Origin of the sequence: Novosphingobium sp. RL4, assembly GCF_035658495.1 — a bacterium.
GTDB lineage: Bacteria > Pseudomonadota > Alphaproteobacteria > Sphingomonadales > Sphingomonadaceae > Novosphingobium.
In genome coordinates, this window is sequence record NZ_CP141944.1 from 1 (window position 1) to 18,220 (window position 18,220).

22 protein-coding genes are annotated in these 18,220 nt (G+C 64.9%); 9 read left to right on the forward strand and 13 right to left on the reverse strand.

The genetic code is table 11. The features are described from left to right. The 4 genes from dnaA (at position 1) to U9J33_RS00020 (ending at position 3,859) form a co-directional block, all read left to right on the forward strand. Positions 1 to 1,434, forward strand: coding sequence for a chromosomal replication initiator protein DnaA (gene dnaA / locus U9J33_RS00005; protein ID WP_054439426.1), 1,434 nt, complete (start codon positions 1 to 3; stop codon positions 1,432 to 1,434). Between the two features lie 252 nt (positions 1,435 to 1,686). Next, positions 1,687 to 2,571: a GGDEF domain-containing protein gene (locus tag U9J33_RS00010; protein ID WP_292635606.1), complete on the forward strand. Its 885-nt coding sequence runs from the start codon at positions 1,687 to 1,689 to the stop codon at positions 2,569 to 2,571. An 83-nt stretch (positions 2,572 to 2,654) separates the two neighbouring features. After that, positions 2,655 to 3,077, forward strand: coding sequence for a DUF983 domain-containing protein (locus U9J33_RS00015; RefSeq protein WP_324697025.1), 423 nt, complete (start codon positions 2,655 to 2,657; stop codon positions 3,075 to 3,077). Beyond that, the gene (locus U9J33_RS00020; RefSeq protein ID WP_324697027.1) at positions 3,074 to 3,859 is read left to right on the forward strand and encodes a HesA/MoeB/ThiF family protein; all 786 of its coding nucleotides are present in this window, start codon (positions 3,074 to 3,076) and stop codon (positions 3,857 to 3,859) included. Before U9J33_RS00015 ends, U9J33_RS00020 begins: the two co-directional genes overlap by 4 nt. Here U9J33_RS00020 and U9J33_RS00025 read toward each other — a convergent pair. Further along, the gene (locus tag U9J33_RS00025; protein ID WP_324697029.1) at positions 3,838 to 4,176 is read right to left on the reverse strand and encodes a GFA family protein; all 339 of its coding nucleotides are present in this window, start codon (positions 4,174 to 4,176) and stop codon (positions 3,838 to 3,840) included. The two genes, U9J33_RS00020 and U9J33_RS00025, sit on opposite strands and share 22 nt — an antisense overlap. Then, a complete protein-coding gene (locus U9J33_RS00030) occupies positions 4,173 to 4,874 on the reverse strand; it encodes an NAD-dependent deacylase (RefSeq protein ID WP_054439576.1) in 702 nt (233 codons plus the stop codon). The genes U9J33_RS00025 and U9J33_RS00030 overlap by 4 nt, the downstream gene beginning before the upstream one ends. Positions 4,875 to 4,910: 36 nt before the next feature. On the opposite strand from U9J33_RS00030, the gene dapB reads away from it, so the two are divergent. The 3 genes from dapB to U9J33_RS00045 are packed head-to-tail and all read left to right on the forward strand — an operon-like array spanning position 4,911 to position 6,711. Further along, positions 4,911 to 5,639: a 4-hydroxy-tetrahydrodipicolinate reductase gene (dapB, locus tag U9J33_RS00035; protein ID WP_324697031.1), complete on the forward strand. Its 729-nt coding sequence runs from the start codon at positions 4,911 to 4,913 to the stop codon at positions 5,637 to 5,639. Next, positions 5,636 to 6,295, forward strand: a complete 660-nt coding sequence (gene nth, locus U9J33_RS00040) for an endonuclease III (RefSeq protein WP_054439419.1) — start codon at positions 5,636 to 5,638, stop codon at positions 6,293 to 6,295. Before dapB ends, nth begins: the two co-directional genes overlap by 4 nt. A 14-nt stretch (positions 6,296 to 6,309) precedes the next feature. Next, on the forward strand, positions 6,310 to 6,711 hold the full coding sequence (locus U9J33_RS00045) for a hypothetical protein (protein WP_054439574.1): 402 nt from the start codon (positions 6,310 to 6,312) through the stop codon (positions 6,709 to 6,711). A gap of 116 nt (positions 6,712 to 6,827) precedes the next feature. Here U9J33_RS00045 and U9J33_RS00050 read toward each other — a convergent pair whose 3' ends face one another. Beyond that, on the reverse strand, positions 6,828 to 8,147 hold the full coding sequence (locus U9J33_RS00050) for a dicarboxylate/amino acid:cation symporter (protein ID WP_185998531.1): 1,320 nt from the start codon (positions 8,145 to 8,147) through the stop codon (positions 6,828 to 6,830). An 82-nt stretch (positions 8,148 to 8,229) separates the two neighbouring features. Beyond that, positions 8,230 to 9,360, reverse strand: coding sequence for a succinyl-diaminopimelate desuccinylase (gene dapE, locus U9J33_RS00055; RefSeq protein WP_054439572.1), 1,131 nt, complete (start codon positions 9,358 to 9,360; stop codon positions 8,230 to 8,232). A gap of 70 nt (positions 9,361 to 9,430) precedes the next feature. Between dapE and U9J33_RS00060 the strand changes: the two genes are divergently transcribed. Beyond that, positions 9,431 to 9,892, forward strand: coding sequence for a cupin domain-containing protein (locus tag U9J33_RS00060; RefSeq protein WP_324697036.1), 462 nt, complete (start codon positions 9,431 to 9,433; stop codon positions 9,890 to 9,892). Between the two features lie 4 nt (positions 9,893 to 9,896). Here the strand turns inward: U9J33_RS00060 and U9J33_RS00065 are convergent, their stop codons facing one another. From U9J33_RS00065 to rpmH, 8 genes are all read right to left on the reverse strand, one after another. Then, positions 9,897 to 10,559 carry a glutathione S-transferase family protein gene (locus U9J33_RS00065; RefSeq protein ID WP_324697038.1) on the reverse strand — a complete coding sequence of 221 codons (663 nt, stop codon included), beginning with the start codon at positions 10,557 to 10,559 and terminating at the stop codon, positions 9,897 to 9,899. Between the two features lie 172 nt (positions 10,560 to 10,731). Continuing rightward, on the reverse strand, positions 10,732 to 11,733 hold the full coding sequence (locus U9J33_RS00070) for an inorganic phosphate transporter (RefSeq protein WP_054439411.1): 1,002 nt from the start codon (positions 11,731 to 11,733) through the stop codon (positions 10,732 to 10,734). Positions 11,734 to 11,749: 16 nt separating this feature from the next. After that, positions 11,750 to 12,886, reverse strand: a complete 1,137-nt coding sequence (locus U9J33_RS00075) for a DUF47 family protein (protein ID WP_082370457.1) — start codon at positions 12,884 to 12,886, stop codon at positions 11,750 to 11,752. A gap of 222 nt (positions 12,887 to 13,108) precedes the next feature. Beyond that, positions 13,109 to 13,750 (reverse strand): ribosome biogenesis GTP-binding protein YihA/YsxC, encoded by a 642-nt coding sequence (gene yihA, locus U9J33_RS00080; RefSeq protein ID WP_054439408.1) that lies wholly within the window; start codon positions 13,748 to 13,750, stop codon positions 13,109 to 13,111. An 8-nt stretch (positions 13,751 to 13,758) separates the two neighbouring features. Then, entirely contained in the window at positions 13,759 to 15,528 is a 1,770-nt protein-coding gene (gene yidC, locus U9J33_RS00085) for a membrane protein insertase YidC (protein ID WP_324697043.1), read from the reverse strand. A gap of 59 nt (positions 15,529 to 15,587) precedes the next feature. After that, the gene (yidD, locus tag U9J33_RS00090) at positions 15,588 to 15,833 is read right to left on the reverse strand and encodes a membrane protein insertion efficiency factor YidD (RefSeq protein WP_420719849.1); all 246 of its coding nucleotides are present in this window, start codon (positions 15,831 to 15,833) and stop codon (positions 15,588 to 15,590) included. Further along, positions 15,830 to 16,213: a ribonuclease P protein component gene (rnpA, locus tag U9J33_RS00095; RefSeq protein WP_054439403.1), complete on the reverse strand. Its 384-nt coding sequence runs from the start codon at positions 16,211 to 16,213 to the stop codon at positions 15,830 to 15,832. The genes yidD and rnpA overlap by 4 nt, the downstream gene beginning before the upstream one ends. A 165-nt stretch (positions 16,214 to 16,378) precedes the next feature. Then, positions 16,379 to 16,513 carry a 50S ribosomal protein L34 gene (gene rpmH, locus U9J33_RS00100; RefSeq protein WP_021233512.1) on the reverse strand — a complete coding sequence of 45 codons (135 nt, stop codon included), beginning with the start codon at positions 16,511 to 16,513 and terminating at the stop codon, positions 16,379 to 16,381. Between the two features lie 276 nt (positions 16,514 to 16,789). Here rpmH and U9J33_RS00105 point away from each other — a divergent pair, with 276 nt between their 5' ends. Further along, positions 16,790 to 17,029: a hypothetical protein gene (locus U9J33_RS00105; RefSeq protein WP_324697047.1), complete on the forward strand. Its 240-nt coding sequence runs from the start codon at positions 16,790 to 16,792 to the stop codon at positions 17,027 to 17,029. On the opposite strand, the gene U9J33_RS00110 is transcribed toward U9J33_RS00105, so the two are convergent. After that, entirely contained in the window at positions 17,026 to 18,120 is a 1,095-nt protein-coding gene (locus U9J33_RS00110; RefSeq protein WP_185998525.1) for an acyltransferase family protein, read from the reverse strand. The two genes, U9J33_RS00105 and U9J33_RS00110, sit on opposite strands and share 4 nt — an antisense overlap. Between the last annotated feature and the right edge of the window lie 100 nt (positions 18,121 to 18,220).

Here is an 18,220-nt window from a genome sequence, read left to right on the forward strand (position 1 = left end):
ATGGAAGAGGATCAGGAAGCCGTAAATCTGGCGGCAGACTGGGCTGACATCAGCCAGGGCCTGCGCAAGGATCTCGGCCAGCAGGCGCACAGCCAGTGGATCAAGCCGATCCAGCCGGGCAACTACTGCAAGGAAACGGGTACCCTCGATCTGTACCTGCCGACCGAGTTCTCGGCGAACTGGGTGGCGGATCGTTTCGCGGACCGTCTCTCGCTGGCCTGGAAGATCGCCCGTCCCGACGTGCGCCACGTCCGCATCCTCGTTCACCCCGGCCGTCGCCAGCTGCCCGAACTGCGTCTCGGCAGCGGCGGCCGCCCGAGCAGCGCCCCGGCGAACGATTCGGCACAGGGCACCGCCGATTCGATGGCAGCCGTGCTTCAGGGCGAAGCCTTCGCCGCGCTTGGCCAGGGTCCGGCCGGGATCGACGCCTCGCAGACCTTCACCTCGTTCGTGACCGGCCAGAGCAACGTGCTCGCCTGCAATGCCGCACAGCGCATGTCGGCCACCGAAACGCCGCAGTTCTCGCCGCTCTACCTCAAGGGCGCGACGGGTCAGGGCAAGACGCACCTTCTTCACGCGATCGGCCATGCCTATCTCGCGAATCATCCGCACGCCCGGATCTTCTACTGCTCGGCCGAGCGCTTCATGGTCGAGTTCGTCCAGGCGCTGCGCCAGAACCAGATGATCGAGTTCAAGTCGCGCCTGCGCGGCTTCGACCTTCTGCTGGTGGACGATATCCAGTTCATCATCGGCAAGGCATCGGCGCAGGAAGAACTGCTCTACACGATCGATGCGCTGCTTCAGGAAGGCAAGCGCCTGGTCTTCGCCGCCGACCGTGCGCCGCAGGCGCTCGACGGCGTGGAACCTCGCCTGCTCTCGCGTCTGTCGATGGGCCTCGTCGCCGATATCCAGCCGGCCGACATCGAACTGCGCCGTTCGATTCTCGAAAACCGACTCGGCCGCTTTGCTTCTGTGGACGTGCCTTCGGACGTGATCGAGTTCCTGGCGCGCACCATCAATCGCAACGTGCGTGAACTGGTCGGCGGCTTGAACAAGCTGATCGCCTATGCCCAGCTCACCGGACAGGCCGTCTCGCTCCAGCTGGCAGAAGAACAGCTTACCGACATCCTCTCGGCCAATCGCCGCCGCATCACGATCGACGAGATCCAGCGCACGGTCTGCCAGTTCTACCGGATCGACCGGACAGAGATGAGCTCCAAGCGCCGCGCCCGCGCCGTCGTGCGCCCGCGCCAGGTGGCCATGTACCTCGCCAAGGTGCTGACCCCGCGCTCCTATCCGGAAATCGGCCGCAAGTTCGGCGGCCGCGATCACTCCACGGTAATCCATGCCGTGCGCCTGATCGAGGAACTGCGCAGCCGCGACGCCGACATGGACGGCGACGTGCGTTCGCTTCTGCGCCAGCTCGAATCCTGAGGTTTTCGGAGCTTTCCTCCGAAAACCCACAGCCTTCACACAGACTTGTCCACAAGCCTGCACTGCAGGCTAACGACATGGAAAGAGCCCGAAAGACGCGCCGGTCGAGCGCGTTTTTCGGGCTCTTTTCTTATCCGGGCGAAGCACCCGAGAAGCCTCGGAACCCCTTCCGGCAACATCGCGGATACCGAAGAGTGTAAAATTTTAACCATTGAATAAGCGAGATGCGCTAGCCTGCTGGAAACCGGGCCCATGCCCGCTGGCGAAGAAGAGGCATTCTCCATGCGCTTCTATCAGGCGACGACATTCGTGTTTCCCCGGCGCTATGAATGGCGAATCCTCCTCGCCTGCCTTGGCGCGGCAGGCCTGCCCTTGGTGGCCGCCGCCGGCTTCCAGGCCGTGACCGGCATCTGGCGCACGGACCTGCTGGGCTTCATGGCCGCAGCAACCGCGATCGGCGCGATCATCGCGCTATCCGTCATCCATGCCCTGCTCGCCCCGATCCGCGAGGCAACCGCGATGCTGCGCGCAGCGCAGGCCGGAGAGCATGTCGGCCCGGTGCCGACCGGAGGCGACGACCTTGCCGGCCGGCTTCTCCACGGCGTGGCCCTTGCCGTCCAGCAATCGGCGGCACGGACCGAGCCGAGACTCGAGACCGCCGAACGAGACGCGCTGACGGGGCTGCGCAACCGCTTCGGCTTCCTCGATTCGGCGGAACGCGTGCTCATCGACGGTGGCAACGCCGTGCTCGCGCTGATCGATATCGACCGTTTTGCGACCATCAACGACCGGTTCGGCCGCGCCACCGGCGATTCGCTGCTGCGCGAGGTCGCGCGCCGACTGGAGCACGGCGTCCGCCGCTCCGATCTGCCCAGCCGCAGGAACGGCGGCGAATTCGCCATTCTCTTTCCCGATACCATGCTGGACGAGGCTCGATTGGTGATGGAACGCCTTCAGGCCAGCATCGCGCTCGACCCCACGCTTCGGGGGGACGAATGGCCGGTCACTCTCTCCTGCGGGCTCGCCCCGGTCCGCAGCTTTGCGCAGCTCGAAGACGCCACCCGGATCGCGGGCAATGCGCTCATGGCCGCCAGGAATGGCGGGCGCAACAATGTGCGGATTTCGCGAAACGAATGACGCCCGGCGGCAGCGAACGCTGTTCGCCCGGCCGGTATTCCGCTCCCTTGCCCCGCGCGCCTTCGATGCTGTAGGCCCCGGGCATGACTCCCGCCCTCCCCGCCAGCTATTCGCAAGCCGCGCTACGCGGCATTCGCTGCCGCTGTCCGCGCTGCGGCGAGGGCAGGTTGTTCCGCAAGTGGTTGAAACCGCTAGATCGCTGCGCCCTGTGCACGCTGGACCTCACGCCCCAGCGCTCGGACGACTTTCCGGCATATATCGCGATGATCGTGACCGGGCACCTGATGGCCCCGCTTATCATCGCCTTGTCCAAGGACTTTCACCTGGGCCCGGCCGCTATGTTCGCGATCCTGATCCCGCTTGCGGTGGCGATGATGATCGGCATGCTCCAGCCTGCCAAGGGCGCGGTCATCGCCACGCAGTGGTGGTTCGGAATGCACGGCTTCCGCAAGGAACGCATTCCCGAACGCGAGGCCCCCACTTCCGAAGATACAGGCGCCCCATGATCCTTTCTCCCGAACGACTGCAGCGCTTCGCCCGCCATATCGTGCTGCCCGAAGTCGGCGGTGCAGGCCAGGTTGCACTGGCCGAAGCTCATGTGGTGCTTGTCGGCTGCGGCGGGATCGGCAGTCCTGCCCTTCAGTATCTCGCCGCAGCCGGCATAGGACGGCTGACGCTGATCGACGACGACACGGTGGACGTCAGCAATCTGCAACGCCAGACGGTTTATTCGCCATCGGATATCGGCAAGCCCAAGGCGGAAGCGGCGGCCGAATGGGTGCGGCGCTTTGATCTTGGCCTTGAGATCCTGCCGTGCGTTACGCGTCTCGGGGGTGACAACGCTGCAGGGATTCTCTCCGGCGCGAGCGTGGTACTGGACGGGTGTGACAACTTCGCGACTCGGCTGCTGGTGTCGGATACCTGTGTCGAATTGGGCATTCCGCTGACGAGTGCGGCAGTCGGCCGCTTCCAGGGACAAGTCGCCAATTTCGCCGGACACCGGACCGACCAGGCCTGCTATCGGTGCTTCGTGGGTGACGCCTTCGACGCCCAGGACTGCGACACTTGCGCAGCGGACGGGGTGCTGGGAGCAATGGTCGGCATGGTCGGCACTTTCGCGGCGATGCATGCCATGCGCGTGCTGCTCGCCGGCAAGGCCGCGCTGGGCGATCCGCAGTTCGGCACGCTCCACCTGATCGACGGCATGGCCCCGTCGATGCGCGCGCTCAGGATCGCCAAGGATCCCGGCTGCCGCGCCTGCGGTGTTCAGGCACTCGCGCCGTCGTGATGATAGACCGATAACCGCGCGAGCAGTTCGGGGGCAAACAGCCGCATGTTCACGCCCATGCGGTCCTTTGCAAGGTCAACCGGGCTCCAGTGCGTGGTGCAGCCGCATTGCGGGCAGTGCCAGAAGGTCAACACTTCCTCCCCCCTCCGATAGCCGGTGAGCGCTCCCTCGATCCGCACTTTCGAAAGGCTGTGATAGGACCACAGGGCTCCCAGCCGGCGGCAGACCGAGCAATTGCAGTCGCAAACGTCATGCGGATCGCCCGTGAGCTCCACAGTGACCGCGCCGCAGTGACAGCTGCCGCGAAGAAGGCTCATGCCGCAAGCATCTCATCGACCCATGCCGCCACCAGCTCGGTTGCGGGGCCATGGCGCGCCTCGTCGAACCAGAGCGTCCCTTGCGAGGGCTCCAGGTTCAGTTCGAGGGTCGCCGCGCCGAATTCGCGGGCGTTGCGCACGAAACCGGCGGCCGGATAGACCGCGCCGGAAGTGCCGATCGAGACGAACAGGTCCGCCCGCTCCAGCGCTTCGAATATCTCCTCCATGCGGTAGGGCATCTCGCCGAACCAGACGATGTCGGGCCGGAGCGCCGCCTCGCCGCATTCCGGGCACTGCGGGCGATCGATCAGCGGGCCCCTCCAGGGCGAACGCAGGTCGCAGGCCGTGCACCATGCGTTGAGATGCTCTCCATGCATGTGCAGCACCCGCCGCGCGCCCGCCCGCTCGTGAAGATCGTCGACATTCTGGGTGACGATCAGCAGTTCGCCCTCCCACTCCCGGTCCAGCTTCGCCAAAGCGAGGTGAGCGGCATTGGGCGCCTTGGTCTGGATCGCTTCGCGCCGCATGTCATAGAAGCGCAGGACAAGATCGGGATCACGCGCGAAGGCCTCGGGCGTCGCCACATCCTCCACCCTGTGCTGCTCCCACAGCCCTCCTCCGTCACGAAAGGTATCGATGCCGCTTTCGGCCGAAACGCCTGCTCCGGTAAGGATGACGATGTTGCGGATGTCCTTCATCCCGGCCATGAGACCAGCCTTCAACGGAGACGGCAAGTGGCACGAATCGGAATTATCGGCAGCGAAGGACGCATGGGACGCGCAATCGCGGAGGCTATCGCCGCTGCAGGCGAGGAAGTTGCGGGCGGGATCGACCGCGATGGCGACGTGACAGCGCTGGCCGCCAAATCCGACGTGCTGATCGATTTTTCCAGCCCCGGCGCGCTTGAGGGCAACCTCGATGCCGCCATGGCTGCCGGCAAGCCGATCGTCATCGGCACCACCGGCCTTGAAGAACGCCATCACTGGCTGGTCGACACCGCCGCCGAAACGATCCCCGTGCTCCAGACCGGCAATACCTCGCTCGGCGTCACCCTGCTCGCTCATCTCGTGCGCGAAGCCGCGAGCCGCCTTGGCGAGGACTGGGATATCGAGATCGTCGAGACTCACCACCGCATGAAGGTCGACGCCCCCTCCGGCACCGCACTGCTGCTTGGCGAGGCGGCAGCCAAGGGCCGCGAAGTCAGCCTGCCCGAGGCGGCCGTGCGTGGCCGCGACGGCATAACCGGCAAGCGCGAGAGCGGGACCATCGGCTTCGCGGCGCTGCGCGGCGGCACCGTTGCGGGCGATCACACCGTACATTTCCTGGCCGACAGCGAGCGCCTGTCGTTCTCGCACCTCGCCGAAAACCGCACGATCTTCGCGCGTGGAGCGGTCAAGGCGGCACAGTGGCTGCTCGGCAGGAAAGCAGGCCGCTATACCATGCCCGAGGTGCTGGACCTTTGAACAAGGCCGAGATTTTCGAATTCTTCCGCCGTCTCGCCGAGCTTAATCCCTCGCCCGAGACGGAGCTGGAATTCGGCAACAACTACCAGCTTCTCGTCGCCGTGGTGCTTTCAGCGCAGTCGACCGACGTCGGCGTCAACAAGGCGACGCGCGCACTGTTCCGCGAGGTGAAGACCCCGGCGCAAATGGTCGAGCTGGGCGAGGAAGGTCTGAAACAGCATATCAAGACGATCGGGCTGTTCAATTCCAAGGCCAAAAACGTCATCGCGCTCTCCGAAATCCTCGTCGATCGCTATGACGGCGAAGTGCCGGAAGACCGCGATGCGCTGGTCGAACTGCCCGGCGTGGGTCGCAAGACCGCCAACGTGGTCATGAACTGCGCCTTCGGGGCCGAGACCTTTGCGGTCGACACGCATATCTTCCGCGTCGGCAACCGTACGGGGATTGCCAAGGGCAAGACCCCGCTGGCAGTCGAAAAGCAGCTCGAAAAGCGCGTGCCGCAGCCTTTCCGGGTGGGATCGCACCACTGGATGATCCTGCACGGCCGCTACATCTGCAAGGCGCGCACGCCCGAGTGCTGGCGTTGCCCGGTGATTGACTTGTGCGACTACAAGGACAAGGTTCTGGAGAAGGGAGCCGCTCGCAAGGCTGCCTGATCGGGAGGATGTCCATGCTCCGCCGTCACATCGCCTTCGTGCCCTTCGCCCCTGCCGTGCTTCTCGCCAGCGCCTGCTCCCAGCAGGAGGCAAAGCCGCCACCACCTGCAAGCCCCGCCGCGCAGGCAATCGGCGCTGCGCAGGACTGCCTGCCGCTGGCGCAGTTCTCGAACACGCGCATCCGCGACGACTGGACGATCGATTTCATCGGCGGCGCTGGAAACCGGGTCTGGCGGGTAACGCTGCCGAACCGCTGCTCTGGGCTGAAATCCGCCGACAGCTTTACATACGCGACCTCGCTTTCGCAGCTCTGCCGGAACGATATCATCTATCCGCTCAACCGCGTGGGGAACGGTTTCCAGCGCGGCGGCGGCTGCGGACTGGCGCCGTTCACGCCCGTAAAGCTGGAGCAATAAGCGGGAGATTCCCGGCCGCTTCGAATAGAAGCGCGCGCAGTTACGGCGTGCGCTCCTTGCCGCGCGGCCTGGCATTATTGGGGCGCAGGGAAGCGTTGCTCCCCTGCGCTATCGCTTCAGGCCTCGTACTGCTCGGGATCGACGTTCAGCCCTCTGCGGCCGTCCGAAGAAGTCCGGGTCGGTGCGTGAGGCATTTCCTCGTCCGGATCGACCAGCGGCTGGAGCATGCCCTCGCTGCGGGTGATGACAGCTGTCGCCACCGCATTTCCCACGACGTTCGTCGCCGAGCGGCCCATGTCGAGGAAGGTGTCGATGCCGAGCAGCAGCGCGATGCCTTCCACCGGCAGGCCGAACTGCGTCAGCGTTGCCGCGATTACCACGAGGCTGGCGCGCGGCACGCCGGCGATGCCCTTCGAACTGACCATCAGAGTCAGCAGCATCAGGATCTGCGTGCCGATGGGAACGTGGATGCCATAGGCCTGCGCGATGAAGATCGACGCGAAGCTCATATAGATCATCGAGCCGTCGAGATTGAAGCTGTAGCCCAGCGGCAGGATGAAGCCCGAGATGCGGCGCGGCACGCCGAAACGGTCAAGCTGCTCGAACAGCTTCGGCAGGCTGGCTTCGGAGGATGCGGTTGAGAACGAGAGCAGCAGCGGCTCGCGGATGTAGCGGAACAGGGTGACGATCCGCCCGCGCAGGAAGATCCCGCCCACGAGGAACAGCAGCAGCCAGAGCAGAAGCATTGCGAAGTAGAATTCGCTGACCAGCACGCCGTAAGTAACGATGATGCCAAGCCCGCGCACCGCGATCACGCTGGCAAGCGCGCCGAACACCGCGAAAGGCGCAAAGCGCATCACATAGTCGGTGACCTGCAGCATCAGTTCGGACAGTGCCTCGCTCACCTTGACGATGATCGCGCCGCGTTCGCCGATCGCGGTGAGCCCGACCCCGACGAAGAGCGAGAAGACGAGGATTTGCAGGATGTTGTTTTCCGCCATCGCATCGACGGCGCTGCTCGGGAAGATTTCGAGGATGAAATGGCGAAGCGTCAGTTCGCCCATTTCCAGCTTGCCGAGATCGGACGCCGTGGTGAGGCCGGCGCCGACACCCGGCTTGAACAGGTTCACCAGCACCAGACCGAGACCGAGCGAGATCAGGCTGGCGGTTATGAACCAGCCCAGCGCCTTGCCGCCGATGCGGCCGAGCGCCGCGCTGTCGCCCATGCCGGAAATGCCCGTGACGATCGTCGCGAAGACCAGCGGCGCGATGATCATCTTGATGAGCTTCAGGAAGACGTCGGGCAGCAGCTTGAAATAGTCGGCCCATTCCGCAAGCCGCGGATCGTCCGCCGGCAGGCTCGCGTGCAGTACCCAGCCCACGGCGATGCCCAGCACCATGCCGATAATGATATAAAGCGTCAGGCGCCTGCCCATTCCCACCTCGCAACAAAATTGCTGGCGACACTAACAGCGTGACCCGGCGGGTCAACGCCGGGCCGGACAGTTTCCGTCAGGTTCAGGGCCTCGCGAGCGCCGCCTCGGTCACGCGGCGATAGATGCGCACGAGCATGTCGAGATCGGGGATCGCCACCGCTTCATCGCGCTTGTGCATCGTCGCGTTCGACAGGCCGAACTCGATCACCGGCGAAAGGTCCTTGAGGAAGCGGGCGTCCGAAGTTCCGCCGCTGGTGGAAAGCTCCGGCTCCACCCCGGTCTCGGCGCGGATCGCTTCCGCCAGCATGGCGGAGAACGCGCCGGGCTCGGTAAGGAACGCCTCGCCCGAAATCACCGGGCGCGCGGTCCCGCCGTGGCGCTCGGCAATCTCGGTGACGCGGCGCGACAGGCTTTCGCCGGTGTGCAGGTCGTTGAAGCGGATCGAGATGCGCGCCGAGGCCCGGGCCGGAATCACATTGGTGGCCGGATTGCCGACAGTGAGGTCGGTCACTTCAAGATTGCTGGCCTGGAACCAGTCGGTCCCTTCGTCCAGCACGATGGCGTCGAGTTCGGACAGCATCGCCACCAGCCCGGTGATCGGATTGTTGGCCAGATGCGGATAGGCGACGTGGCCCTGCACGCCTTCCACCTCAAGCCAGATGTTGACCGAGCCGCGACGGCCGATCTTCATCATGTCGCCCAGGCGGTGCACCGAAGTAGGCTCTCCGACGAGGCAGAGGTCAGGGATTTCGCCCACTTCGCGCATGTGATCGATCAGGGCGAGCGTACCGAAGCGCGCCGGGCCTTCCTCGTCGCCGGTGATGACGAAGCTGATCGTACCCGCTTCCGCCGGGATCTGCGCGGCGGCGGCAACCATGCAGGCGATGGAGCCCTTCATGTCCACCGCACCGCGGCCGTAAAGCAGCTCGCCGCGCACTTCCGGCGCGAAGGGAGCGCTGCTCCAGCCCTCGCCCGGAGGCACAACGTCGAGGTGGCCGGCGAAGGCGAAGTGGCGCGAACCCACGGGGCCCTTGCGGATCGCGAAAAGGTTCTCGACCGGGCCGTCTGGTGCCTTACCCGCGAGGAAGCGATGGACCGCGAAGCCGAGCGGGGCGAGCTGGCTTTCCAGGCAATCGAACACCGCGCCGGTTGCGGGCGTGACGCTGGGGCAGGCAAGCAGGGCTTCGGCGAGCGCGAGTACGGGTTCGGTCATGGCCCGGGCCATTGCACAGGAGCGCGCCCAAGACCATAGCCGAAGCACAGCGTTTCGCGGGAGAGCGACCATGCCCAAACTGGATATCGAAGCCATCCCACCCTCGAACGGCACCGGCTACCCGGCGCCTTTCGATACGGCGGTCGAGGGTCGCTGGTGGCGCCGCCTCGCACCCGTGGGCGGGTTGACCGAAATGGGCGCCAGCCATGTCGTGCTGAAGCCCGGAGCATGGTCCAGCCAGCGCCACTGGCACGAGGGCGAGGACGAATTGCTGGTGATGCTCTCGGGTGAGGCGGTACTGGTCGAGGATGACAGCCGCACCGTGCTGCGCCCCGGCGACATATGCGCCTGGGCCAGGGGCGTGCGGCTAGGCCATCACCTGCGCAACGAAAGCGATGCCGACTGCGTGTTCATCGCGGTCAGCGCAGGCCGGGACGCGGGCGGTTCCTATCCCGACATCGACATGATGTGGAACGAGCAGGGCTACCTCCACAAGGACGGCACTCCCTACCCCGCCAGACGCCTGCGATAGCGTGCTACTGGACCGGGGTCTCGTATTGCTCGATGACCCAGTCCTCGGCCTCGGCGGCGTTGATCCACTGCTGCATCCACTCGTGCTCCCACATGGCCTGCATATAGGCCTGCGCGAAGCCGGGAACGCCGACGCCGTAAGTGAGGAAGCGGCTGACCACCGGCGCGTAGATCACGTCTGCCGCGCTGAAGGTGCCGAACAGGAACGGCCCGCCCTTGCCGAAACGGGCACGCGCTTCCGCCCAGAGCGTGAGGATGCGCACGACATCCGCGCGGACATCCTCACCCAGCGACACGCCCTGGACACGGGTGCGGATGTTCATCGGACAGGCGCGGCGCAGCGCCATGTAGCTGGAGTGCATCTCGGCCACCATCGAACGGGCCATCGCGCGCGCGGCATCGTCCTTCGGCCAGAAACGGTCACGGCCGACCTTGTCCGCCAGATAATCAATGATGGCGAGACTGTCCCACACCACCGCTTCGCCGTCCCAGAGAATCGGCACCTTGCCGTGGCTCGGTGCGAGATCGTCGGAACTGCGCTTGGCTTCCCAGTCGTCGCCGAACAGCGGGACCGTGATTTCTTCGAAGGCAAGGCCCGACTGCTTGCAGGCCAGCCAGCCGCGGAGCGACCAGCTCGAATAGTTCTTGTTGCCGATAATAAGCTTCACTGCGCAGTTCCCCGTAGGCTGACCAAGGGAACTATCGGTTCAGCCTGGCAAAGTCGAGGATGAACGCCGTAGCAACGTGTCGCAGGAGGGGAAGGAGGAAAGCAGGAGAGAAACGCCCCCCTGCTCCGCCATGACTGCCAAGGTCAGGCATTCACCGATCCGCTGCGTGCCTTTAGAAAAGGCGCGTGAGATAGAAGAACAGCGCGCCCACGACCGCGCTCGCCGGGATGGTCACGAACCATGCGACGATGACGCGGCTTGCCACCGACCAGCGCACCGCGCTGGCGCGGCGGGCGGCGCCGGTGCCCACGACGGCGCCGGTAATGGCGTGCGTGGTCGAGACAGGAATGCCCATGGCGCTGGCCCCGAAGACCACGATCGAGCCGGCCGTGGAGGCGCAGAAGCCCGAGTGATGGTTGAGCTTGGTGAGCTTCGAGCCCATCGTCTTGATGATCTTCCACCCGCCCGAGAGCGTGCCGATCGAGATCGCCGTGTAGCAGGCGAGCACGACCCATTCGGGCACATGGAAGCCGCCTTCGAGGTGCCCGGTGGAATAGAGCAGCACCGCGATGATGCCCATGGTCTTCTGCGCGTCGTTGCCGCCGTGGCTGATCGAGTAGGCCGCCGAGGAGAACAGATGCAGCGTCTTGAAGACGCCGTTGGACGCACGCGGGGTGGAGCCCTTGAACAGCCACGAGGTCAGCAGCATCATGCCCATCGCCAGGATGAAGCCCAGCACCGGCGAGGCGACGATGGCGATCACCGTCTTCACGGTGCCTTCCGATTCGACGACACCCGGCCCGGCCGCCGCGATGCCGGCGCCCAGCAGGCCGCCGATCAGCGCATGGCTGGAGGACGAGGGGATGCCCTTGATCCAGGTCAGCACGTTCCAGAACATCGCGCCCACGAGCGCGCCGAACACCACAGCAGGCGTCACCGCGTCCTTGTCGATGATGCCCTTGCCCACCGTCTCGGCGACGTGGAGGCCCATGATCCAGTAGGCGGCGAAATTGCCGAATGCGGCGAACAGCACGGCCACGACCGGCGAGAGCAGGCGCGTGGCCACCACGGTCGCAATGGCGTTGGCAGCGTCATGCAGCCCGTTCAGGAAGTCGAAGGCGAGCGCCAGCGCGACGAGGCCGAACAGCAGCGGCAGGGCGAGGGTATGCTCCATGTCGAGTGTCCGCCGGTCAGGCGTGATCGATCACGAGACCGTCGATCTCGTTCGCGACGTCCTCGAAACGGTCGACCACGCGTTCGAGGCGCTTGAACATTTCCTGGCGCACGATGAAGTGCAGAGCGTCTTTTCCGCTATCCGCCTTGAACACGCGCTTGAGGCCGGCGGCATGGATCTCGTCGGCATGGCCTTCCATGCGCACGAGGCGCTCGGTCAGTTCATGCAGGCGATGGCCATTGTCGGCGATCTTGCGCAGCAGCGGCATGATCTCGGCCGTGAGGCGCGCGGCGTCGACGATGATCGCCGCCATGTCGATCATTTCCGGCTCGAACTCGGCCACTTCGTAAAGGTTCACGGCAGTCGCCACCTGCTGCATCTCGTCGATGGCATCGTCCATCGTCGTGATGAGGCTGGTGATCGACGAACGATCGAACGGCGTCAGGAAGGTGCGGCGCACCGTCTGGAGCACTTCGCGGGTGATATTGTCCGCGTCATGCTCGCGTTCCTCGATCTCGCGAATGTGCTGTCCGCGACCCGGACCGCCCTGCGCGAGTCGCGCCAGCGCATCCGCGCCGGCAACCAGCGTGGCAGCCTGCTGCTCGAACAGCTCGAAGAAATTGCCCTGCTGCGGAAGCAGCTTCTGGAACCAGGCAAACATCGTATTGACCCCTGTCTTTTCGGCCATCCTGTCGGCCACCGCGCCGAGCAGGCGCGCGGGACTGGCGGCGGCGCGGAACTCGCGCGCGCCGAACGAACGGATCAGCGCGCGAAGATCCTCTTCGTCGACCGCCTTAGCGGCGTCGGACAGAGAGAACCAGCGCCGTTCGCGCTGATGTTGTTCGTCCCAGGTATCGAGTTCCTCGGTTACCGAGAACGGGAAGACGTCAACGTCCGCCCAGACCGACGCGCCCGAGGCGCGCTGCTTGCGATAGCGATACGACCCCAGCGGAACCGGACAGGCCGCGCCGAGCACGCCCGCCTCTTCCTCTGCCTCCGCTGCAGCAGCGGCGTGAGGGAGCAGGCCCTTCATCAACCCGCCCTTGGGAATTACCCAGCGGCGGGTGCTGCGCGACGTGATCAGCAGGATCTGGATAGGCGCATCCACGGCAGGGCCGACGGTACGATAGGGAAGAACGGCGATCTGGCGCATGGCGAGACTCCTTTCTTCTCATTGGTGCGACCGAGCGCCTCTAGGGGAACTGCGTCCGTCACGCAATCGTCACATTCGCAGTTTTGCCGGCAAGACGTTCTTCGCGGCGAGGATGATCGCGAATTACGAACGCAGCGTTACAGGTTTCGCATCCCTGAAAAGCAATCGGCGCGCCAACCGCGGGTGCGGGGCGCGCCGGAAAGCTGTTGAAGGACGGGAGTATCAGGTCAGCGAATCGCCGAAGACCGCACCGCGCAGTTCAGCAATGCCAAGCCCCTTTTCCGACGACGTGATGTGCACTTCCGGATAGGCCGCCGGATGCTTGCGCGCTTCAGCCACGGTTTCCGCGTGGACCTTTTCCAGTTCGCTTGCCTTGATCTTGTCCGACTTGGTCAGGACGATGCGGTAGCCGACAGCGGCTTCGTCCAGCATCTTCATCATCTCGGCATCCACGGTCTTCACGCCGTGACGGGCATCGACCAGCAGCAGCGTGCGCTTCAGCACGACGCGGCCACGCAGATAATCCCGTACCAGGCGCCGCCACGTCTCGACGACGGCGGGCGGAGCCTTGGCGAAGCCGTAACCCGGCATGTCGACGAGGCGGAACTGCATCGGCTCCCCCACCTCGAAGAAGTTGAGTTCCTGCGTGCGGCCCGGCGTCACCGAAGTGCGCGCGATCGACTTGCGGCCGGTCAGCGCATTGAGCAGCGACGACTTGCCGACGTTCGAGCGACCGCAGAAGGCGATCTCCGGAGCGTCGGGGTCTGGCAGGAACTTGAGCGCAGGCGCGCTCTTCAGGAACGTCACCGGTCCTGAAAAGAGCTTGCGCGCCTGTTCGATCAGTTCTGCCTGTTCTTCGTTCATGATGTGTCTCAGGCCTTGCTCTTGCCGCGCTCTGAGGCGCGCGCCTTGTCCTGCGCTTCCTTCTCGGCCATCGCCTTGAGCTGCGGATGGCGGCTGTAAAGGAACTTCTGCTGGGCGATGGTCAGCAGGTTCGAGGTAATCCAGTAGACCAGCAGGCCCGAGGCGAACGGCGCCATCACGAACATCATGAACCAGGGCATGAGCGCGAAGACCTGCTGCTGCGCCGGGTCCATCTGGGCCGGGTTCAGCTTGAACTGCAGGTACATCGTCACGCCGAGCAGCAGGGCGAGCACGCCGATCGCCAGGAAGCTCGGCGGATCGAACGGCAGCAGGCCGAACAGGTTGAGGATGTGGAGCGGATCGGGCGCCGAAAGGTCCTTGATCCAGAACACAAAGGGCTGGTGGCGCATCTCGATCGCGAGGATCAGCGTCTTGTAGAGCGCGAAGAACACCGGGATCTGGAGGAACATCGGCAGGCAGCCGGCGAGCGGGTTCACCTTCTCCTGCTTGTAGAGCGCCATGATCTCAAGCTGCTGCTTCTGCTTATCGTCCTTGTAGCGCTCCTGGATCGCCTTCATCTTCGGCTGGATCGCGCGCATCGCGGCCATCGAGGCGAAGCCGCGCTGGGCGACCGGGAACATGATGCCGCGCACGATGGCGGTCAGCAGGATGATGGCGACGCCAAAGTTGCCGACGAGCTTGAACAGCGAGGTGAGCAGCCAGAAGATCGGCTTCTCGAACCAGCGGAACCAGCCCCAGTCGATCGACAGGCCGAAGTTGGGGATGCCCGCCTTTTCATAGGCGTCGAGCACATTGTGCTCCTTGGCGCCCGCGAAGAGCTTGGTCGTCACCGCCAGGCGCTGGCCGGGCTGGACGATCTTCTGGTCGTAGACGAGATCGGCGCGGAAAATCTGATTGCCGAGCGAGCGGAAAGTGCCCTTTGCGGCGGTGTTGACCGGGGCGAGTGCCGACATCCAGTAGACGTCGGTGAAGCCGAGCCAGTCGGCCTTGCCCGCCTGATCGATATTGCCGGCGCTGACGACATCCTTGTAATTGGTGCCGAACGTCACGGAGCCGTCGAACGCGCCGATCGGGCCGGAATGGACGTTCCAGGTATCGAGGCTGGCCGTACGGTCAGTGCGGTTGACGACGCCAAAGGCCTGAAGCGTAACGGGCGCCGGGCCCTTGTTCGCCACCGCCTGATCGACGGTGATGAGATAGTTGTCGTCGATCCTGTACGTCAGCGTGAAGAGCTGGCCCGCACCGTTATCCCACGTCAGGGTTACGGGCGTGGCCGGCGTCAGCCGTGCGCCGGCAGGCGCCGTCCACACGATCGGAGTGTCGAGACCCGGCGCCTTCACGCCCTGCCCAACCCAGCCGAAACGCGCAAACTGCTGCGCGGGAGTGCCGGCGGGCGAATAGATGCGGACGGGGCCCGAATCCTTCTTCACCGTTTCCCGGTGACGGTTGATGACCAGGTCATCGACAACGCCGCCGTTGAGATTGATCGAACCCGACAGGCCGGGCGCCGCGATCGGCACGCGGTTGCCGCCGGTCAGCGCGGTCTTGAGGTCCTGCTGCTCCAGCGCGACTTCGCCCGAATCGGTGAGGCCGCCTTCGCGGGTCGGCTTGCCGGTGCTGCCCGCGGTCGGAGTGGCCTGCTCGACCGGCTGGGGCTTGTTCGCCTGCGGGTAGAAATACCCGACCCCGGCCTCCCAGCCGAAGAGCACGAGCGCGGTCAGGACGACCGCCAGGATGATGTTGCGCTGCTTATCCACGAAGGCTTTTCCTGTCGTATTCGCGTCGGCGGCAGCGCCTGTGGCTGCCTCGATTTCATTCAGTCGGGGACGGGATCGTAGCCGTGCCCACCCCACGGTTGGCAGCGCAATAGACGCTTGAACGCCAGCCAGCCACCCTTAATCGCACCATGCTTGCCCACGGCCTCGATCGCATACTGCGAGCATGACGGAGCATAGCGGCAGGTCGGCGGCATGACGCGGGAAGGGCCGAGCTGCCAGGCGCGTGCGATGAAAATCAGCACGATTCCCGGCAGGGAAAAGAGGAAGGCCAGAGCGCGCTTCACCGCTTGCCCCTGCGAGGTCCGCCCTTGCGGCGAGGCGGATCGCCCTTGCCGGCTTCGGCCCGCGTCAATGCAGCAAGCAGTTCCTCGCGAAGCAACGAAAAATCGCGCTCCACGCCGTTGTCGCGGCCGATCAGTACATGGTCGGTGTCGGCAAGGCCATGTTCGGGCAACATCTCGCGCAGCAGCGCCCGGAAGCGCCGCTTCATGCGGTTGCGCACGACGGCATTGCCGATCTTCTTGGTGACGGTGATACCCGCCCGCATACCCTGCCCGCCATTCGGCTTGGCAAGAAGCACGAATCCCGGCCGAGCGACTCGCAGGCCTGCATTGGCCGCAACAAAGTCGGCCCGCCTGGTCATCGTGGAGTAGGCACTGGTCATCGCGGTCACAGATAGGGTCGGCGATCGACGATCACAAACTACGCGCTGAAAAAAGCGCTGATTTGCAAACGGCGGCGGCCCGTGCCGCCATCCGAATCCCCGAAAGGTACGGGAACTCGGATGGCGACACGGGCCGTGCCGCATCCAGCCGTGAGGCTGAAAGACTTAGGCCGAAAGCTTCGAACGGCCGCGAGCGCGGCGCGCACGAAGCACCTTGCGGCCGCCGGCGGTCGCCGTGCGGGCGCGGAAGCCGTGACGGCGGGCGCGAACAAGGCGGCTGGGCTGGAAAGTGCGCTTCATGACGGTCCTCGAAATTCCAGTTACGGTCCCGAAGGACCTGAACAAAAGGCCACCCAGTGATGGATGACCACAAAACAGAAGGGCGCCGTTACTGGAGCGTGCCAGGAGAGTCAAGGCTAAGGCGCTTTCGGGCCCTGCCGGGAAGATGTCTGCGGCGATCTACTTGTACGATACTACCGATGGCCATGCCCGCCAATCCCGCGTCGAGCACGACAACCCGGCGGGACATGCTAGCATCAAGGCCCGGGAGAGGCCGAAAGAGGCAGGAGCAGAACGATGGCACAGGAAGACCGAATCGGCGCACTCGTAGGATGGTCGTCACGCAACCTCGGCCCGAACATCCTGCTGGAATTGCAGACCTTCGAAAAATCCGGCTGGGAATCGCACGAAGACCCCGAACATTCGCGAATCCTCATGACACGAAGCCAGGCCGCGGTACTCGCCAATCACCTGCTTCAGGTCAGCGGCACTCAGCAGCCCCGGCGCAAAGGCTGGCTTGGCTCTCTGTTCGACTAGGTAGCCACTTCCGATTCGGAACGTCGGGCTGCTTTCCCCAGCGTGCCGAACCTGGGCAGCCGCCGGGCCATTTCCAACAAGGGACGCTCCAAGGCGAAATGACTCGCCACGCCGAACAGGCATGCCAGCAGGACCACCGGCGGGACGAGGAGATATTGCGGGATAGCCGCCAGCGCCTCATGGCGGAGAGCCAGGCCATATCCCATCAGCACGAAGGTATGCGTAAGGTAGAGCGCATAAGATGCGTTCCCCATCGTCAGGAGAGCCTGGCCAAGCCCCCCTTTCACATGCCGCAAGGCAAGAAAGCCGGTAACGATCGCCAGCCCCGCCCCGCCCCAGGCCAGGACTCGCGGCAGTCCCTGCAATCCGTGCGTCGTCGCGTGCGATACGAACAGCGGCGCGGAATGCATGAGCGCGAATCCCGCACAGACGAGGATTGCCGGTGCGGCCCATCCCTGCCACCGGATCGCCGCATGGAATCGGGCGAGCCCGAGGCCGAACAGGAACTCGAGGGGAATCGGGTCCGTCAGGAACGCTCGCAGCGGACCGCCCGGCAAGGCATGCCCCACGCCCCAGAACACCACGATGAGGCCGCCCGTTCCGAACAACGCCAACCTGCGGGAACGCAGGGACAGGCAGGCGGCGAAGACCAGGTAGAAATAGACTTCATAGACAAGCGTCCAGGCCACGCCGATGATCGGCCGCCCGCCGGGCAGCAGGGCCAGAGCCATGGCGATATCGCCGCCGGTCAGGAATCGCTTCTGGAAGAAACCCATCGCCATGAGCGAAAGCATTGCCAGGCAAACCAGCCAGTAAAGCGGATAGATGCGGGTTGCGCGCCTTTGCAGGAAGTCCAGCGGGGAAGGTATCGCCTTGCCTGTCTGGAAGCTCGTATGAGCCATGATGAAGCCGCTGATGACGAAGAACACGTCGACTCCGCCCGCGCCGCCGGTCGTCAGCCAGTCCGGACTGAACGAGCCGGCCACGCCGTTGGACATTTCCAGTGCATGGTGCACCGTCACGGCAAGCGCTGCCAACGCCCTGGCGACCTGTAGACCGGCCAGCGTGTCCTGCGGCCGGTTCGTGGACACCGGGTTTCGTGTGCCCGGCACAACCCTGCCGACAATACTCATAAGATCGATCCGGCCACCGCGCTCGCCTCCCCGCCCGCGAAATCGGCCCGATCATGCT

Excerpts from the sequence above, each read along its gene's own strand:
- dnaA (WP_054439426.1), top strand. The coding sequence starts at position 1 with ATGGAAGAGGATCAGGAAGCCGTAAATCTGGCGGCAGACTGGGCTGAC.
- U9J33_RS00010 (WP_292635606.1), top strand. The coding sequence starts at position 1,687 with ATGCCCGCTGGCGAAGAAGAGGCATTCTCCATGCGCTTCTATCAGGCG.
- U9J33_RS00015 (WP_324697025.1), top strand. The coding sequence starts at position 2,655 with ATGACTCCCGCCCTCCCCGCCAGCTATTCGCAAGCCGCGCTACGCGGC.
- U9J33_RS00020 (WP_324697027.1), top strand. The coding sequence starts at position 3,074 with ATGATCCTTTCTCCCGAACGACTGCAGCGCTTCGCCCGCCATATCGTG.
- U9J33_RS00025 (WP_324697029.1), bottom strand. The coding sequence starts at position 4,176 with ATGAGCCTTCTTCGCGGCAGCTGTCACTGCGGCGCGGTCACTGTGGAG.
- U9J33_RS00030 (WP_054439576.1), bottom strand. The coding sequence starts at position 4,874 with ATGAAGGACATCCGCAACATCGTCATCCTTACCGGAGCAGGCGTTTCG.
- U9J33_RS00045 (WP_054439574.1), top strand. The coding sequence starts at position 6,310 with ATGCTCCGCCGTCACATCGCCTTCGTGCCCTTCGCCCCTGCCGTGCTT.
- U9J33_RS00050 (WP_185998531.1), bottom strand. The coding sequence starts at position 8,147 with ATGGGCAGGCGCCTGACGCTTTATATCATTATCGGCATGGTGCTGGGC.
- dapE (WP_054439572.1), bottom strand. The coding sequence starts at position 9,360 with ATGACCGAACCCGTACTCGCGCTCGCCGAAGCCCTGCTTGCCTGCCCC.
- U9J33_RS00060 (WP_324697036.1), top strand. The coding sequence starts at position 9,431 with ATGCCCAAACTGGATATCGAAGCCATCCCACCCTCGAACGGCACCGGC.
- U9J33_RS00070 (WP_054439411.1), bottom strand. The coding sequence starts at position 11,733 with ATGGAGCATACCCTCGCCCTGCCGCTGCTGTTCGGCCTCGTCGCGCTG.
- U9J33_RS00075 (WP_082370457.1), bottom strand. The coding sequence starts at position 12,886 with ATGCGCCAGATCGCCGTTCTTCCCTATCGTACCGTCGGCCCTGCCGTG.
- yihA (WP_054439408.1), bottom strand. The coding sequence starts at position 13,750 with ATGAACGAAGAACAGGCAGAACTGATCGAACAGGCGCGCAAGCTCTTT.
- rnpA (WP_054439403.1), bottom strand. The coding sequence starts at position 16,213 with ATGACCAGTGCCTACTCCACGATGACCAGGCGGGCCGACTTTGTTGCG.
- rpmH (WP_021233512.1), bottom strand. The coding sequence starts at position 16,513 with ATGAAGCGCACTTTCCAGCCCAGCCGCCTTGTTCGCGCCCGCCGTCAC.
- U9J33_RS00105 (WP_324697047.1), top strand. The coding sequence starts at position 16,790 with ATGGCACAGGAAGACCGAATCGGCGCACTCGTAGGATGGTCGTCACGC.